The sequence below is a fragment of the Arthrobacter sp. D3-18 genome, assembly GCF_054408525.1.
Window position 1 is genome coordinate 2,058,207 of the sequence record NZ_CP096440.1, and the last position, 15,950, is coordinate 2,074,156.

General features: G+C 61.3%; 18 protein-coding genes and 2 tRNA genes. 17 read left to right on the forward strand and 3 right to left on the reverse strand.

Features of this window, described 5'->3' with window-relative positions:
• Window positions 1-29: 29 nt before the first annotated feature.
• The 5 genes from M1D89_RS11705 to M1D89_RS11725 all read left to right on the forward strand — a co-directional run bounded on the left by M1D89_RS11705 (window position 30) and on the right by M1D89_RS11725 (window position 2,889).
• Window positions 30-269 (forward strand): hypothetical protein, encoded by a 240-nt coding sequence (locus tag M1D89_RS11705; RefSeq protein WP_017200576.1) that lies wholly within the window; start codon window positions 30-32, stop codon window positions 267-269.
• A 55-nt stretch (window positions 270-324) separates the two neighbouring features.
• On the forward strand, window positions 325-945 hold the full coding sequence (gene nadD / locus M1D89_RS11710; RefSeq protein ID WP_011775039.1) for a nicotinate-nucleotide adenylyltransferase: 621 nt from the start codon (window positions 325-327) through the stop codon (window positions 943-945).
• Window positions 946-952: 7 nt separating this feature from the next.
• Window positions 953-2,233 (forward strand): hypothetical protein, encoded by a 1,281-nt coding sequence (locus tag M1D89_RS11715; RefSeq protein WP_498650682.1) that lies wholly within the window; start codon window positions 953-955, stop codon window positions 2,231-2,233.
• Window positions 2,234-2,291: 58 nt separating this feature from the next.
• Window positions 2,292-2,696, forward strand: a complete 405-nt coding sequence (gene rsfS, locus M1D89_RS11720; protein ID WP_017200574.1) for a ribosome silencing factor — start codon at window positions 2,292-2,294, stop codon at window positions 2,694-2,696.
• A gap of 117 nt (window positions 2,697-2,813) precedes the next feature.
• A tRNA-Ala gene (locus M1D89_RS11725) sits at window positions 2,814-2,889 on the forward strand.
• A gap of 85 nt (window positions 2,890-2,974) precedes the next feature.
• Here M1D89_RS11725 and M1D89_RS11730 read toward each other — a convergent pair.
• Entirely contained in the window at window positions 2,975-3,565 is a 591-nt protein-coding gene (locus M1D89_RS11730; RefSeq protein ID WP_498650685.1) for a ScbR family autoregulator-binding transcription factor, read from the reverse strand.
• A gap of 374 nt (window positions 3,566-3,939) precedes the next feature.
• On the opposite strand from M1D89_RS11730, the gene M1D89_RS11735 reads away from it, so the two are divergent.
• Window positions 3,940-4,012 (forward strand) — tRNA-Ala (locus M1D89_RS11735).
• A 66-nt stretch (window positions 4,013-4,078) separates the two neighbouring features.
• Here M1D89_RS11735 and M1D89_RS11740 read toward each other — a convergent pair.
• A complete protein-coding gene (locus M1D89_RS11740) occupies window positions 4,079-4,456 on the reverse strand; it encodes a cupin domain-containing protein (RefSeq protein ID WP_498650687.1) in 378 nt (125 codons plus the stop codon).
• Between the two features lie 73 nt (window positions 4,457-4,529).
• On the opposite strand from M1D89_RS11740, the gene M1D89_RS11745 reads away from it, so the two are divergent.
• From M1D89_RS11745 to M1D89_RS11765, 5 genes are all read left to right on the forward strand, one after another.
• Window positions 4,530-5,783 (forward strand): class I SAM-dependent methyltransferase, encoded by a 1,254-nt coding sequence (locus M1D89_RS11745; RefSeq protein ID WP_498650688.1) that lies wholly within the window; start codon window positions 4,530-4,532, stop codon window positions 5,781-5,783.
• A gap of 190 nt (window positions 5,784-5,973) precedes the next feature.
• Window positions 5,974-7,224 (forward strand): ROK family transcriptional regulator, encoded by a 1,251-nt coding sequence (locus M1D89_RS11750; protein ID WP_091467934.1) that lies wholly within the window; start codon window positions 5,974-5,976, stop codon window positions 7,222-7,224.
• Window positions 7,225-7,325: 101 nt separating this feature from the next.
• A complete protein-coding gene (locus M1D89_RS11755) occupies window positions 7,326-8,726 on the forward strand; it encodes an extracellular solute-binding protein (RefSeq protein ID WP_498650690.1) in 1,401 nt (466 codons plus the stop codon).
• The gene (locus tag M1D89_RS11760) at window positions 8,723-9,592 is read left to right on the forward strand and encodes a carbohydrate ABC transporter permease (protein ID WP_498650691.1); all 870 of its coding nucleotides are present in this window, start codon (window positions 8,723-8,725) and stop codon (window positions 9,590-9,592) included. The genes M1D89_RS11755 and M1D89_RS11760 overlap by 4 nt, the downstream gene beginning before the upstream one ends.
• Window positions 9,589-10,407, forward strand: a complete 819-nt coding sequence (locus M1D89_RS11765; RefSeq protein WP_498650692.1) for a carbohydrate ABC transporter permease — start codon at window positions 9,589-9,591, stop codon at window positions 10,405-10,407. The genes M1D89_RS11760 and M1D89_RS11765 overlap by 4 nt, the downstream gene beginning before the upstream one ends.
• A gap of 7 nt (window positions 10,408-10,414) precedes the next feature.
• On the opposite strand, the gene M1D89_RS11770 is transcribed toward M1D89_RS11765, so the two are convergent.
• Window positions 10,415-10,618, reverse strand: coding sequence for a hypothetical protein (locus M1D89_RS11770; RefSeq protein WP_243836799.1), 204 nt, complete (start codon window positions 10,616-10,618; stop codon window positions 10,415-10,417).
• A gap of 115 nt (window positions 10,619-10,733) precedes the next feature.
• Here M1D89_RS11770 and M1D89_RS11775 point away from each other — a divergent pair, with 115 nt between their 5' ends.
• From M1D89_RS11775 to M1D89_RS11800, 6 genes are read left to right on the forward strand one after another with little or no spacing between them, the layout of a single operon-like run.
• Window positions 10,734-11,741: an AAA family ATPase gene (locus tag M1D89_RS11775; protein ID WP_498650695.1), complete on the forward strand. Its 1,008-nt coding sequence runs from the start codon at window positions 10,734-10,736 to the stop codon at window positions 11,739-11,741.
• 12 nt (window positions 11,742-11,753) lie between these two features.
• Window positions 11,754-12,683: a DUF58 domain-containing protein gene (locus M1D89_RS11780; protein WP_498650696.1), complete on the forward strand. Its 930-nt coding sequence runs from the start codon at window positions 11,754-11,756 to the stop codon at window positions 12,681-12,683.
• The gene (locus M1D89_RS11785; RefSeq protein ID WP_498650698.1) at window positions 12,673-13,149 is read left to right on the forward strand and encodes a hypothetical protein; all 477 of its coding nucleotides are present in this window, start codon (window positions 12,673-12,675) and stop codon (window positions 13,147-13,149) included. Before M1D89_RS11780 ends, M1D89_RS11785 begins: the two co-directional genes overlap by 11 nt.
• A complete protein-coding gene (locus M1D89_RS11790; protein WP_498650699.1) occupies window positions 13,140-14,132 on the forward strand; it encodes a vWA domain-containing protein in 993 nt (330 codons plus the stop codon). Before M1D89_RS11785 ends, M1D89_RS11790 begins: the two co-directional genes overlap by 10 nt.
• The gene (locus M1D89_RS11795) at window positions 14,114-15,130 is read left to right on the forward strand and encodes a vWA domain-containing protein (RefSeq protein WP_498650701.1); all 1,017 of its coding nucleotides are present in this window, start codon (window positions 14,114-14,116) and stop codon (window positions 15,128-15,130) included. Before M1D89_RS11790 ends, M1D89_RS11795 begins: the two co-directional genes overlap by 19 nt.
• Window positions 15,127-15,834, forward strand: a complete 708-nt coding sequence (locus tag M1D89_RS11800; RefSeq protein WP_498650703.1) for a hypothetical protein — start codon at window positions 15,127-15,129, stop codon at window positions 15,832-15,834. The genes M1D89_RS11795 and M1D89_RS11800 overlap by 4 nt, the downstream gene beginning before the upstream one ends.
• Window positions 15,835-15,950: the final 116 nt, after the last annotated feature.

The following is a 15,950-nucleotide window of genomic DNA, read 5'->3' on the forward strand; positions in this document are numbered from 1 at the left end:
AAATCCTTTGAGAACCAATAGGGGAGAAGATGCTGTTTCAGCAGATCGCCACGTCCATTGCCGCCCAAACTGAAGGCGGCCACGAGGAACTCGCTCCGCTGTGGGCCGAGCCGTGGGTTTTCGGCGTAGTGATGTTCGCCCTCATGCTGGTTCTCCTGTTTGTTACCCTCTCCTACACCAACCTCGGCAACCGTCACGAGGCAGTTGAAGAGCACGCAGATCCGCACCGCCAGCACCCGAACAAGCACACCCACGGCCAAGGCCACTAACATTATCGCCGCAACACTACGTGGGGAGGCGGGGCGCAGGCTCCGGCTGGGCGTGATGGGTGGAACATTTGATCCCATTCATCATGGCCACCTTGTTGCTGCCAGCGAAGTCGCAGCCAAATTCGGCCTTGATGAAGTGGTTTTCGTGCCCACAGGCCAGCCTTGGCAGAAGTCACACAAGCTGGTCAGCAGGCCTGAACATCGCTACCTGATGACCGTCATCGCCACGGCTTCCAATCCAAGGTTCACGGTAAGCCGGGTGGATGTTGATCGGCCGGGGCCGACGTTCACTATTGACACCCTCCGCGATCTCCGTGCAGAGCGTCCTGACGCTGACCTTTTCTTCATCACGGGTGCAGATGCCTTGGCACAGATCCTTTCGTGGAAGGACGTCGACGAATTGTGGTCCTTGGCCCACTTCGTCGGCGTGACCCGTCCCGGCCATGAACTGCACGACATGGGCAGGGATGACGTAAGCCTGTTGGAAGTCCCCGCAATGGCGATTTCCTCCACGGATTGCAGGACTCGCGTCGGAGCCGGAAATCCTGTCTGGTACCTCGTGCCAGACGGCGTGGTGCAGTACATCGCAAAATATGGACTGTATGCGGCTCCTGCCAATGCAGCGGACCTGACACCCGCACTGTCCGGATCAGACGACCAAGCACGTACTGAATGAGTTTTGAATGAGCAGCCAGGACCAGCGACCCATCCGCAGCAGGCGTGAACTTCGCCGTGCCCGGGAAGAGCACCCCGAGGCACAGCAAGTGGATACGTCCGCGCCTGCGGACGTAGAGAACCTTCCTCACGCAGACCGCCCGAACGGACGCAATCGTCGTGCCGCCGATGTCCCCGTGGACGCCGTGGGACCGGCAGCCCAGGAACGGTCCTCCCAAATCCGTGCCCGCGATCGTGCCGCATTGCGCACTATCAAGGAGCTAGCGGACAAAGAGGAGCAGCTTTCGGGTGGGGGACCGCCCACGCGCCGCCAGCTGCGCCTCCAGCAACTTCAGGCCGAAGTTGCTACCTCCATGAATCCCCTTGTTCCCGCGCCCGCGGCCAAGGACGCGGGTCAGCCTGAAGGTGCCGGGTCTTCAAGGCCGGAGTCCAAGCCCGAGGCTGCCAACAAGGCTTCGAAGCCGGAGTCCTCCAAGCCGGAGGCTGCGAAGTCTTCGAAGGAGAAATCCCCGGGCGCCCCCAAACCCACAACGGACGACGCGGGAAGCAGCAAGGCTCCTGCGGAGTCCGAAATGTCCGTAGAGCAGGCGCTTGCCGTCCGGCAGCTGATCGCCGCGCAGGTGGAAAACCAGACGGCCAAGCTGGAACACATTGCCGAGCAGGACCCCTTGGCTGTAGATCCTGAGGTCCTGGCGCAGCAGATCGCCCTTGCCGAGCGTGCTGCCGTCCTGAACAAGCGCGCCGCCGCTAAGCAGAAGCTTGCCGAGAAGACTCAGGCGGAATCCGGCAAGAAAACGTCGGAGCCCACCAAAAACGCGTCGGTTTCCGCGAGCGACGGGAAGTCGCCGGCCGCTACGGTGGGTCCTTCCACGGCTAACAACCTGGCGATGGTGACTCCGTTGGAGTTCGTCAAAATGCCGGGCATCGAACGCCCTGTCATGAAGCGCCCGAGCACCACATTTGTACCCCTGATCACTTCTGCGGGGCCAAAGCTCGACGCCGAGCAAGCTCAGGCAAAAAAGCCGGGAGCGCGCGGCCGTGCCGGTGTTCTTGCCCGCGCAGAAGCGGTCGCGAAGTCAGTCGGGAAACGTCCTGTCACCGCCGCGGAGCCCAGCCAAGAGACCCAGCGCCCACCGGTTTCGGCCAGCGCGGCGTATGGCCTTGACCCCTTGGATGCCAACACCGCCGGTTTGGCCCGGGCGCAACGGAACAGGTTGCTGCAATTTGGTGTCCTGGGGTTGGGCATCGTGGCACTAATCGTCGGCATCATCATGATCACCAGCGGCTAATTCCGCTGAACAATGGCTCACGCCAAACATAGGCCACTGGCCACAACAAGGAGTACCCGTGTCTGCACATGAACAATCCATCACCCTCGCCCGTCACGCTGCGCGTGCTGCGGCAGACAAGCTTGCTGAGGACATTGTCGCCCTGGACGTCAGCGAGCGTTTGGCGCTCACTGACGTCTTCCTGATTGCATCCGCTCCCACCGAGCGCCAGGTCAACGCCATTGTTGACGGCATCGAAGAAGAACTGATGAAGCAGGACCTTCGTCCCGTGCGCCGCGAGGGCCGCTCTGAAGGCCGTTGGGTTCTCTTGGACTACGCGGACATTGTGATCCACGTCCAGCACGCCGAGGATCGCGTCTTCTACGCCTTGGAGCGCCTTTGGAAGGACTGCCCCGTAGTGGACCTGGAATTGGGCGATGACGCTTCTGCGAAGGCTGTTTCAGCGGAAGATTCCGAGCTCTAGGACCAGCCATCGGCCGAAATATGTCCGATTTGGAATTTTCGGAAATGCTGTTCTAAGATATTTGAGTTGCTTCGGCGCGGATGGTCCAAAAAACCAGACGGGAAGCAGCAAGAATATGGGGCTGTGGCGCAGCTGGTAGCGCACCTGCATGGCATGCAGGGGGTCAGGGGTTCGAGTCCCCTCAGCTCCACCACCAAGGTCCTGTCTACTTCATGAATTGAATGGAGTAGGCAGGGCCTTTTTTCGTAGCTGGAGGCAGCCGCTTGCTGCACTCGTGGCTATTTGGCAGGTGCCGGGCGTAACGCCGGCAGCATGAACTCCCACATCTGGTCGATTCTCAACAGCACGTCTTCACGCGACGTCAATACGTCGGAGACCATCTGAACGCCGGTGAACGATGCAACCAGGTACCTGGCGAAGGCAGCAGCGTCCAGTTCGGGACGTACGGCGCCATCCGCTGCAGCTTGTCGCAGCAGTTGCTCTGCCGTGTTGATCCAGTCCTGGTAGGGGCCTGAGACGTCAGCGTCGAAAGCGGAGGCTTCAAACGTGAGCCGAATACCGCCTTGGACAACCGGTTCATCCAGCAGCTGTTGGCCGAACATCCTGCAGAGTCCTATGAGTCTGTCCAGGGCGGATGCGTCTGAGGCGACGATCTCAGACCCTGCGGCCAAAACGATGGCGTGCTGCTCCTCGATGACAGCTAATGCCAATTCCCGCTTTGACGTGAAGTGGAAGTAGAGCGCACCCTTCGTCACGCCCGCACGCTTGGTGATGTCGGTCAGGCTGGCATTTCCATAGCCGATTTCCGCGAAGACCCGGGCAGCGCCTTCTATGACGGACAGCCGGGTGTCTTTCGCACGTTGCTGCATGGGTGGTGGGTGGCCTCTCAGGTCAGGCAGGAGACGGAGGAGCGGGCCGCCGTCGAGACTCCACAACGCTACCATCGGCGGCTTATAGGCCAGTCGGACATAAACCGACTGAACGGTTTGGTTTTGCTCAGAAGAAATTCTAGACTTCAGGGGGAGCCGCGCAGCTTTGGCGGTGGCTCCTGCGCAGCCGGTTTGGGGGGAGGTGCGGTGGAGTAATCCAACGCACCTCGGCTGCGGATTGTTGTCCATGGGGCCGTAAAGCGGCGTGATGCAGTTCATGTTCCGGCGATTTCGCTTCTCGTGGGATTGTGGTTAGTATTGACGAGTTGCTTCGGCGGGAAGAGAAATTCAACCGTTGGAAGTCAGCAAAATCCGGGGCTGTGGCGCAGCTGGTAGCGCACCTGCATGGCATGCAGGGGGTCAGGGGTTCGAGTCCCCTCAGCTCCACTTCGGAAGAAAGACCCCGCTCAATGAGCGGGGTCTTTCTGTTATTCAGCCCTTGATCCCTTTGGACTACTGCGCAGGACGCGCGAATTCGGCGCCGCTGACGAACTCGACGCCTTGGAAGGGTTGATCGCCCACCACATGGGCGTTGTGGCCCGGTGGGATGGTGTAGGAGTCGCCGGCTGAAATGCTGATCTTGCCGCCGTCATTGGTTTCTACTTCCAAGTTGCCGGAAAGGCAGAATCCGACGTGGCTCAACTCGCAGGAGTCGGTGCCCACCACTGGCTTGATGCAGTCGGACCAGGTCCACCCTGGTTCAAAGGTCATACGGCCGATTGTGTAATCTCCCACGGTGACGAGGTCCAGCACCGTTTTATCGGGGCGCCTCGTCTCGTCGGGAGAGTTATGGGACTTTACTTCAAGGTTCGTGACAACATTGACACTCATGGCTTCTCACAGGGGAAGGGGAGCCCGATGGTGGGTGGATCCCGGTGCCTGGCTCCAAGGGTCGCCGTGACCTATGCCTGCCGCCTTGGTGGTCTCCAACCGAAAGCATGACAGGTGTTTGCGTCGTGCAAGCACTAGGTTCCTCTCAAGCCACCCTAAAGTCGAGACAGTTAAGCATGAAAGCGAGAACCGCACCGTGACGGCAATGGATGTTGAAGCGCTCTTGGCTACGTTGAGCAGGCTTCCCGACGTCGAAGCGGACAACCTGCAGGCCTTCGACGCGACAGACAGGCTCCTGTTGGACACCGCGGCGGATCTGCTGGGGCCCGACACGAAGGTGGTTGTCATTGGCGACCGGTATGGCGCTCTGACATTGGGCACCTTGGCTGGGCTCGGCGTCGGGCATGTGCGCGTTAGCCAAGACCTTTTCACTGGAAGGCTTGCGCTGAAACGCAATGCCTTGTCGGCCGGCTTGGAAGGACGTTTCACCGAGTACGAACTGGACCGGGACTTGCTGGAGGGTGCAGGCGTTGTCCTTCTGCAGTTGCCTAAATCTTTGGCCGAGTTGGAAGAAATCGCCGACGCCGTAGCGCGGTTTGCGGCGCCGGATGCGGTCCTGCTGGCCGGAGGCCGCGTGAAGCACATGTCGCTCGGCATGAACGAGGTCCTGGAACGCTACTTCTCATCGGTCCAGCCGCAACTTGGCCGGCAAAAGTCCCGGGTCCTTGTGGCACGGGACCCCAAAGCAACGCCCGGAAAGCGTCCCTTTCCTGTGGTGGAGTCCCTGCCGGAGCTGGGAATCACGGTGTGCGCGCATGGTGCTGCTTTCTCCGGCGCCCGTCTGGACATCGGCACGCGCTACCTTCTGACGTTCCTGGACCGTATGCCGGCTTCGAGGCACGTCGTGGATCTGGGCTGCGGAACGGGTATTCTCGCCACGATGTATGCGCTTCGCCACCCTGATGCCCGCGTCGTCGCCACCGACCAGTCAGCGGCAGCCGTTGCTTCAGCCAAGGCTACGGCAGCTGCAAACGGGTTGGGGGAGCGGGTGGCAGTGATCCACGATGACGCCATGTCCAGCCTTGAGCCTGGCAGTGTTGACCTCATCTTGCTGAACCCGCCGTTCCATCTGGGTGCCAGTGTGCATGCCGGCGCTGCGCTCAAGATGTTTCAAGCGGCCGCCCGGGTTCTTGCCCCCGGGGGAGAGCTGTGGACCGTTTATAACAGCCATTTGCAGTACCGGGCCGCCCTGGAACGGAACATCGGGCCAACAGTGGAGGAAGGCCGGAATCCGAAGTTCACTGTGACTCGAAGCCGGAAGTCCTGAGGGCAACCGGCATTCCTGGGAGCAGCCAACAGGGGTCTGCCGGAGTGGCATTCGCGCGCTTTGCAGCGTCATCGTTACCAAGCCCTGACACCGGCGTCAGCGTGTGCTCGTATCCGAAGCGGCAGCGGTATCGTACGATTCAGACAAAGACCATCTTCAACGAAGTTCATCCCAATGACGAGGGGCATCAGTGACTGAGATCCGGCAGCCGACACCGAGGCGCGGAACCAACCTTCCCCGCATGGGGGACTTCAACCTGACCGTCATTCTGGAGGCGATCCGGCGGTCATCGGGCGGTCTCAGCCGTGTTGAGCTGGCTCAGATCGTGGGCCTTTCCCCACAGACGATTTCGAATATCTCCCGCCGCCTCCTGGACCAGCAGCTGATAGTGGAGGCCGGTAAGGAAGGCTCGGGCCCCGGCAAGCCCAGAACCATTCTGCGCCTCAACCCGGCGGGCATGTACGCAGTGGGTGTTCATCTGGACCCGGCAGTCATCACCTTTGTCGTCCTTGACTTGCTGGGCGACGTCGTGAGGCATTCGCGGATGGCAACCCCCGGTGGCGACCCTGCCGATGTGATTACCAGCATCGCCGAACAGATCAATGTCCTGATCGAAGAGTCAGGCGTGGATGCTTCCAAGATCGCCGGGCTTGGTGTTGCGGTTCCGGGCCCGATCGACCTCGACGAGGGCTCCGTGGTGGAGCCGCCTCTCCTGACGCGATGGAACCGTGTGCGCATCCGCGAGGCTTTGGCCGAGGCCACCGGCATGGAAACGCTGGTGGACAAGGACGTGACAAGTGCCGCGGTGGCGGAAACCTGGGCTGGCGGTGCGAGTGGGGCCGGCAGCTTCGTGTTCATGTACATGGGAACCGGTATCGGCTGCGGCATTGTGCTCAATGACGAAGTAGTGCGCGGCACTTCGGGCAATGCCGGCGAAATCGGCCACATCGTGGTGGACCCTAACGGTCCGCAGTGCGATTGTGGATTGCATGGCTGCGTCAAGTCTTCCTGCATTCCGCAGGTGCTGGTGGCCGAGGCCGAAGCCGCCGGTTTGCTTGAAGGGCACCGGGAGGGTGCGGACGGCCCCGAAGTCCAGGAACGCTATGCCGCGTTGTGCGACAAAGCAGATGCAGGTGACGCCAAAGCCATTGCCATCCTGGACAAGTCCGCCACACTGGTGGCACGCGCCGTTTCCATAGTGACCAACACACTGGACGTGGAGCGCGTCGTTTTTGGAGGTCCATTCTGGGGGCGGATGTCCCCTTACTTCCTGGAACGCGTTCCGGATTTGCTGGACAAGAACAACGCAGCCCGCATGATCCATGACTTGGAAGTCGTGGGAACCGGTGTAGGTGAAGACGTTGGCGCCATTGGAGCCGCCTGCCTGGTTTTGGAGCACATGCTGGCTCCGCGCGCGCAAAGGCTCCTGCTGGAAGGTTAGTTCGAAGCAGGACAACTGAATATCCACAAGGCTCGGCCACGTCGCATGGGTGTCACGGTGAAGTATGGGGGCTGTAGCCACGTTCGATTGAATGGAGCAACATGCGCCGCCCTATGAAAAATAAGGCATTGACTAAAACGTCGGTGAAATCTGCCGCTCTTAAGTTCGCCGCCTTTATTTCCGTCGCTGCCGTCCTTACGGCAGCGACGTCCTGTTCGCCCACACCTGAAGCGGCTGAGAGCAAGACCCTGAAGATCGTCTATCAGAAAACTGACTCGTTCACGGCCTTGGATACCGTCATGCAGGACGCCAAGAAGGAATTCGAAGCTTCCAACTCCGGTGTGACGGTGGACCTTCAGCCCATCCAGGCCAATGACGACGACTATGGCACAAAGCTCGCCCTGGCGCAGCGTTCCGTTGATACGGCGCCGGACGTTTTCTATGAGGACACCTTTAAGGTGCGGTCCGACGTCGACGCCGGTTACCTCCTCAAGTTGGACAGTTACCTTGAGAAGTGGGAGGACTGGGGGGCGTTCAACGAAGCAGCCAAGGCAGCCGGCCGTGCGGATGACGGCGGCATTTACGCCGTACCGCTCGGCACCGATACCCGGGCCATTTGGTATAACAAGGCCGTACTGCAGAAGGCGGGAATTCCCGTACCGTGGCAACCGAAAACCTGGGATGAGATCCTGACGGCCGCGCGCGCCATGAAGGCCGCGGATCCCAATGTGATCCCGTTCAACATGTACGCAGGTAAGGGGACCGGCGAGGGAACGGTCATGCAGGGCTTCTATGAGCTGCTTTATGGCACAGACAGCAGCCTGTATGACGAGAACGAAAAGAAGTGGGTGGTGGGCTCCCAAGGGTTCACTGACTCGTTGGCGTTCTTGAAAACACTTTATGACGAGAAGCTCGCCGTGAGACCTGCGGAGGCCCTGGACGCGAACGTCTGGAAGAAGGTTTTTGGCGAGTGGTTCCCGCAGGGCAAACTCGGGGCAACTGTGGAAGGTTCCTACACGCCGTCGTTCTGGCAGAAAGGCGGCGCGTATGAGTGGGCCGGCTATGAGCAGGAAATGGGCGTGGCAATGTTCCCCACCCAGAAGGGACAGGACCCCGGTGGCGTGAGCATGTCCGGTGGTTGGACCCTGGCTGTGGGGGCGAAGAGTAAGAACCCTGAACTGGCCTTCCAGTTCCTCACCACAGCGCTGAACAAGAAGAACGCCCTGGCCTATGACATCAACAACTCCCAGATCGCTGTCCGCACGGATGTTGCCTCGGAGCCTGACTATCTCGCGGCCAACCCGTTCGTGAAGGACGTTTCGGACTTGGTGAAGGTGACGCATTACCGGCCGGCGACTGCCGATTACCCGAGGATCTCCACGGCCGTCCAAGTAGCTACTGAGTCCGTCATCACGGGTAAGCAGAGTCCTGAGGACGCCGCGGCTGAATACGATGCCACCGTCCGCAAGCTGGTAGGTGAGGACAAGGTTCTGGAGAAATGAGAATGCGCCGCTTCCTGCGGCTGCTCCCCGTCGTCCCCTCCGTTCTCCTGCTCCTGTTGTTCCTGCTGGCTCCTGTGGCCTGGTCCTTTTACGCCTCGTTCACCGACGCCGCGTTGTCAGGGCGGGCGGCCAAAGACCCGCAGTGGGTGGGTGCGGACAATTATGTCCGGATGTTCAGCGACGATTCTTTCCCCGTGGCCGCTTGGCTCACGGTGGTGTTCGTCGCCGCGTCGGCGGTGCTGGGACAGAATGTGTTGGGCTTGCTGATTGCCCTGTTGATGACGCGTTCGCGCAGGGCAATGGCATCCTGGGTGGGCACCGCTGTTGTAGCGGCTTGGGTGCTTCCGGAGATCGTGGCTGCGTTTGCTGCGTACGCCTATTTCAATCGTGAAGGAACGCTCAACCAGCTAGTGGGAGCATTCGGTGGTGTGGGCCCGGATTGGCTGTACTCGTTTCCCCTGGTGGCAATCGTCTTGGCGAATACCTGGCGGGGAACTGCCTTCTCCATGTTGGTTTACCGGGCTGCGCTGGCTGACGTTCCCAGGGATATTGCAGAAGCAGCGCTGATGGATGGCGCGCGCGGCTGGCAGCGACTCGCCTTCATCACGCTGCCGCTCATCCGGAGCAGCATAGCGACCAACCTGATGCTCATCACTCTTCAGACGTTGGCGGTGTTCACCCTCATCTGGGTGATGACTGCCGGCGGCCCCGCCAATGCCAGTACCACGTTGCCGGTGTTGGCTTACCAAGAGGCATTCAAGTTCGGTGATATTGGTTACGGCACCGCTGTGGCGTCCGTGCTGATTTTGTTGGGCATGGTTTTTGGCGCGGTGTACGTGCGGCTGCTACGGGAGCAACGGCCATGACCACCAAGGCCAAGTTGGGCGCGGACATCGCCTTGGCTGTCATTGGGATTTGCTTTGTTGCCCCGTTGCTCTGGTTGCTGTTGGCCGCCGTCGATCCCCAAGCCGGGTACCAGACCAAGGCTCCGTTGGCGCCTTCCACTGAGAACTTCCGTGCCGTGATGACCCCTGAGCTGTTGTTCCAACCCTTGGCAAACAGCTTCCTGTTGTCTGCGGGCACGGCTGTGGTGAATGTGCTTGCTGCTGTGCTTGCCGCCTACCCGTTGTCCAGATATCAATCACGGTTCAACAAGCCCTTCATGTACACGGTCCTGTTTGGGACGTCGTTGCCCGTGACGGCCATCATGGTGCCTGTCTATGGCTTGTTTGTTCAACTGCAGTTTTTGGATTCCATGGCTGCCACCATCTTCTTCATGGCAACCACCACGTTGCCCATGGCGATTTGGATGACCAAAAACTTCATGGATTCGGTTCCTCTTGAGTTGGAGGAAGCGGCCTGGGTGGATGGAGCGTCCGCTATGGCGGCGCTGCGGAGCATCGTGCTGCCGCTGATGAGGCAGGGGCTGGGAGTGGTGTTTGTTTTTGTTTTCATCCAGGCATGGGGGAACTTCTTCGTCCCCTTCATCCTGTTGCTGTCCACCGGCAAGCAACCGGCCGCAGTGTCCATTTTCAGTTTCTTCGGCCAGCACGGCGCTATCGCTTACGGCCAGTTGGCCGCGTTCTCCATCTTGTATTCGGTTCCTGTGCTGGTGCTTTACGCGCTGGTATCCCGGGGCATGGGAAATTCGTTTGCCCTGTCCGGCGCCATGAAGGGTTAGTTCGGTGTCAGTCGATGTCCTCGATGATCTCCCCGTAGGGTATGGAATCGTCCAGATGGGCTTGGTGACCAGTTGGGCCCCTGTTGAAGGTGATGCGGACGCCGTGCCGTTGGTCTGCTGCAGACTGGAGGAGAACCGGCCGTACGGCGTCGATGACGTGCTGGTCCTGGGAGGCGAGGTACTTCTGATAGGCGGCTGGTAGCGGATGCATGGCAAAAGAATAGACCCAGGAAGACCACATGGGGAGGGGTCCCCATTGCGGCGCCGCTCCAGGAAGGCTTGGATGGAGTGGCCGTTTCACATCAGCGCCAGCAAGGGGACCACGAGTGCAACAGATCACAGCCGTAGCCGGAATCGATGCCCCGGACATGGCCCGTGCCCAGCAACTCGTCGGGAGCATCGTACGCAGCTTCGAAAACAAGGTGGTGGGCCAGGCCCGGCTGCGCGAGACGCTGGTGATCGGCCTGTTGACCGGTGGCCACGTCCTGTTGGAAAGTGTGCCCGGCCTGGCAAAGACCACCGCGGCCCAAGCAATAGCGGAGTCGGTGAGTGCAGAGTTCCGCCGGATCCAATGCACGCCGGACCTGCTGCCCAGCGACATCGCCGGTACGCAGATTTTCGACGCCGTCAAAGGCACGTTTATCACGCAATTGGGCCCGGTCCACGCCAACATCGTCCTGTTGGACGAAATCAACAGATCCAGTGCCAAGACCCAGAGCGCCATGCTGGAAGCGATGCAGGAACGGCAGACGTCCATCGGCGGCGAGTCCTACCCTTTGCCCCAGCCTTTCCTGGTGCTCGCTACGCAGAACCCCATCGAGCAAGAAGGGACGTATCGTCTTCCCGAAGCCCAGATGGACCGGTTCATGCTCAAGGACGTACTGGACTACCCAAGTCCTGCAGAGGAAGCGGAAGTCATCCGGCGGATTGACGCCGGCGTGTTCAACGCGGACCAGAAGCCTCCGGCGGCCGCGTCCCTTGACGCCGTAGTCCAGGTCCAGGAATTGGTACGGCGGGTTTACATTGATCCGGCGATCGTCCGCTACATCGTGGGACTCGCCTACGTCACCCGCAACGCCTCCCAGTATTTGGAGCCCAGGCTGGCCAACGTCGTGGAATTCGGCGCCAGCCCGCGGGCGAGCATCGCCTTCAGCCAGGCAGCCCGAGCCATGGCACTGCTCAAGGGGCGTGACCATGTCATACCTGAGGACGTCAAAAACCTCGCCCATCGGATCCTGCGTCACCGGATCATCCTCGGATTTGATGCAGTGGTGGAGGAAATTTCCGTGGAAACCGTGATCGATGCCGTGTTGGCATCCGTCCAGACGCCGTAGCAGGGCCTGCACGTGCCCAGCCTCCTCCGACGCGTCAAGTCGAAGATGTTCATCTTCGCCCACCGTAGGACACTGACCCTTCTTGACGGCGAATACGGCTCGGTCTTCAAAGGACGCAGCCTGGACTTCGACGAACTCCGGGCGTATGTCCCCGGCGACGAGGTTCGTGACATCGATTGGAAAGCCACGGCAAGGCATGGATCACCCCTGGTCAAGCGCTATGTCGCAGTGCGCCGCCACGCGGTCCTGTTACTGGTGGATACCGGAAGGAACATGGCAGCACAGGCATTCTCCGGGGAGTCCAAGAAGGACATCGCCGTTCATGCAGCCGGCGTCCTCGGGTACCTGGCTTCCCGGCACGGCGACGACGTGGGTCTCCTTCACGGGAACGCTGATACCTCCAAGTACTTCCCGCCCCGCAGTGGCGAAGAGTATTTGGAGCGGCTGCTCCGTGAAGTAGATGCGAGCGCTTCCCTGGACGGCCCAGTCAGTGGCATCGCAGCGCAGTTGGACTATGTACTGAGGTACCTCAAGGGGCGACTGCTCGTTATTGTTGTTGCGGACGAGTTCCTGCCGGATGACCGCACGTTGAGCCTGATGCGCCGGCTGCGCGGCCGGCACGAAGTCCTGTGGCTGACGGTTCGGGACGCCGAGCTCGCTGCTGACGCAGGAAGCCACATGCAAGACAGCACGGACGTGGGCACGGGACTTGGAATTCCCCGGTCCGTGGCCGTGGACGGCAAAGTACGAGCCGCCTACGCTGCGGCAATGCTCAAACGCAACCAGGGGCGGCGGGACGTGTTTCACAGGCTGGGCATCGCCGAGGAACAAACAACCGGCAGTGAGGACGTCCTGACTGCAGTCTTCTCACTCCTGGAAAAGCACCGCTCCGGAACTTTCACCACAAGAACCTTTGCCCGGGGTGGCGCTCGTGCAGGATGAAGCCGGTTTCTATTCGCCCCTGCAGTACCAGCCACAGTGGTTGTGGCTTGGGCTCGTTCTGGTGCTCATCATCGGGGCCTGGTACGCATGGATTCTCCGGCCCGCCCACAAGACGGCGGCGGTCCACGTAGATCCAGCCCATCACGTGGCGGAGGCGCCTGACCTTGAGACACTTCGGGCCACCTGCCTGGCCGCAATCAACACCACAGCGCTGGACGCCGACGCCGGCCGCCTACCCGAGCGCGACGCCCACCAGAGGCTCAGCTTCCTCGTGCGGGAGTTCGCCGGAGCAGCCACCGGCCTGCCAGTGACCTCCATGACCCTCGATGACCTCCACCGCCATGACCTCAAGGAACTTGCAGCAGTTATGGCCGGCATCTATCCCAACGAGTTCGCGCCGCTACCCGTCCATACGGTCAGGCAATCCGCTGAGACCGCACGTCAGGTGGTCTTGGCATGGAACTAAGCTACTGGTGGATCCTTCCCCTGGCGGCAGCAGCGGTGACCATCACCGCCTGGCTGTACCGCCGCCGTCGTCCGCAAAGAACCAGGCCAATCGCGCACGGTGGGCGGCTCACTGACCTCCCCGAATACCAAGAGGCGTTACGCCGGCACCGCACCCGCTTGGCGCTCGCCGTGGTACTGGGCGCAGTGTTCCTCGCTGCGACCGCCACGGCAGCAGCCAGGCCCATCCAACGCACAACAGAGCAGCCGGAAATCAGGAACAGGGACATTGTGCTGTGCTTGGACGTATCGGGGTCCATGACCAGCACAGATGCCGCCATCGCCGCAGTATTCGAAGACCTCGCCAAGGAGTTCGACGGCGAGAGAATCGGCATGGTCATCTTCGACAGCAGCAGTGTGCAACTCTTCCCACTCACCGACGATTACCAGTTCGCCGCCGAACAACTCACCCAAGCGAAGGAGGCCTTGGACGGCGGTACCGGGTCCTTCTTCGACGGCACCTGGAACGGGGAAGGCTCGTCGCTCATTGGTGACGGACTGGCATCCTGCATCCAGAGCTTCCCCGACACCGACGCAGGGGACACCCAGCGCGGAGACAACCAGCGCTCGCGGTCCGTGGTGCTGGCCACGGATAACTTCCTCTCCGGGGAACCGATCTTTACCTTGGACGAGGCCTCAGCCTTGGCCACCCGGAAAAACGTGAAGGTGTACGCGCTGAACCCCGGCGACATGGACTACGGCGAGCAACCCGACCAGCCGGGCGCCCAGCTCAGGGCAGCAGCAGAAAGGACCGGCGGTTCCTACTTCACCTTGGACAGCCCCACAGCCGTGCCGGGCATTGTCCAAAAAGTGCAGGAAACCGAGGCCACAAGCTACCTCGCAGCACCCCAGGCAGTTGTAGCCGATACACCCGCGTGGCCGCTGGGTATTGCCTTGCTTGCCGGCTCGGGAATGCTGCTGCTCGGATGGCGGCTGGAGCCATGACCTTCGCTCCCATCATTCCGTGGCCCCTACTGGCCTTGGCATTCGTCACCGTGCTGGGCTTCACTGCCTGGACCCACATAGGGCGTGGCCCAAGCCAGCCATCGCAAACCTGGAGGCCCGCAGCCCTGCGGAGCGCCACCGTCGTACTACTTCTGCTCGCCGCTTTGCGTCCCGGTTGGGCAGGTGGCCAAGCCCAAACCGCCACCGCAGACCTCGACGTCTACTTCGTCGTAGACACCAGCACCAGCATGGCAGCCGAAGACTACAACGGAACCGGCACCCGGCTTTCAGGGGTCAGGCAAGACGTCATGGCCATCGCAGGGGAACTCGCGGGGGCCAAGTTCTCCCTCATCACCTTCGACAACAAAGCAACCGTCCGTATGCCGCTCACACAGGACGCAACAGCCCTCCAAACCGCCATGGCCACCTTGCAACCCCAAAACAGCAGGTACGCCAAGGGGAGCAGCGTCACAGGCGCGGCACAACTCCTGAAAGAAAGGCTCGCAGCTGCAAATCAGCAACATCCAGGTCGCCCGGTACTGGTCTTCTACGCCGGCGACGGCGAGAACACCAGCGGCGAAGCCCCGGCTCCCATGGATGCCACTCATGTGGCCGGGGGAGCGGTACTGGGGTACGGCACCGGTAAGGGCGGAACGATGAAGGAAACCGCAGACCCTGACGCTGGGTACGTGAAGGACAAAACCTCCAATACCCCACAGGACGCCGTCTCACGAATTGACGAAGCGCAGTTGCGAACCATCGCAGAGCAACTCCACGTCCCCTACGCCCACAGAACAGGCGCCGAGCCAACATCGGACATGTTGGGCCAAGCGAACCCCGGCGCAACGACCGCCATGACACACGACGGCCCGGGTCGCGTAGAACTCTACTGGCTGCTCGCCTTGGCCGCTTTCCTCCTGGCAATCCACGAGCCCTTGCGGCACTTCACAGCTCTTCAAGCGCTTCGGCCCACCATGCGGAAGGAGCCCACCCCGTGAACGGGGACAACGCACGACGACGGCGAAGCAGCCTTGCGCTCTGGTCAGCGCCACCTGTGCTCGTGGCGCTCGCACTTGCGGCGAAGCTCCTGAGTGTTGGGGTGCTGGGTGCCTCTGCCGGTCAGTCCTTCGATTCCGGGCAGCAGCAGGGAGTGGCCAGCGCGGCGTCGTGGTTGCAGATAGCCAACATCCTTGAGCCGCATAAGGCACATTTCGCCTCCGGGGATGCCCACGTTTTGGCGGGCGATTTCACAGCTGCGCGGAAGGACTTTGAGTCAGCCCTGAAGGCCGGTTCCGGCGTCGATGAGTGCAAAGTGCGCGTCAATCTGGTCCTCAGCATTGAGAAGCTGGGGGACGCCGCCGGGGATCGGGGTGCCGCCGCCCAACTGTTCAGGGAAGCCATTGCCGCAGCAAAAAACGCACCGACGCAGTGCCACACGGCAGGTCCGGCGAACGCCGCAGGAGAAGGTGGCAACCTGGATGCGGCCGAAGACCGGCTGGCCGGAAAAATCACCGAGGGCGAGTCCCGGAATGATGATGCAACTACGCCCAACCAGGAAACGCCGTCGCCCCCCAAACAGGAACAGCTTCAACAGCTTGAAGAGAGCGCGCAACAGGCCCAGCGGGAGCGTTCGGAGGGTCGGGAACGCGGCGAATACCTGCGAGGACCGGACAAAGCCCCGGGTATAGATAGGCCATGGTGACTTGACGAAGCATCTGCTGTGATCGCGTCCCGCGCAACCTCGTCAGGCCAGCCATAACGACGGCGGCCGGTCACCCGAAAGGTGACCGGCCGCCGTCGTTCGCGGTTAAAAGCTGT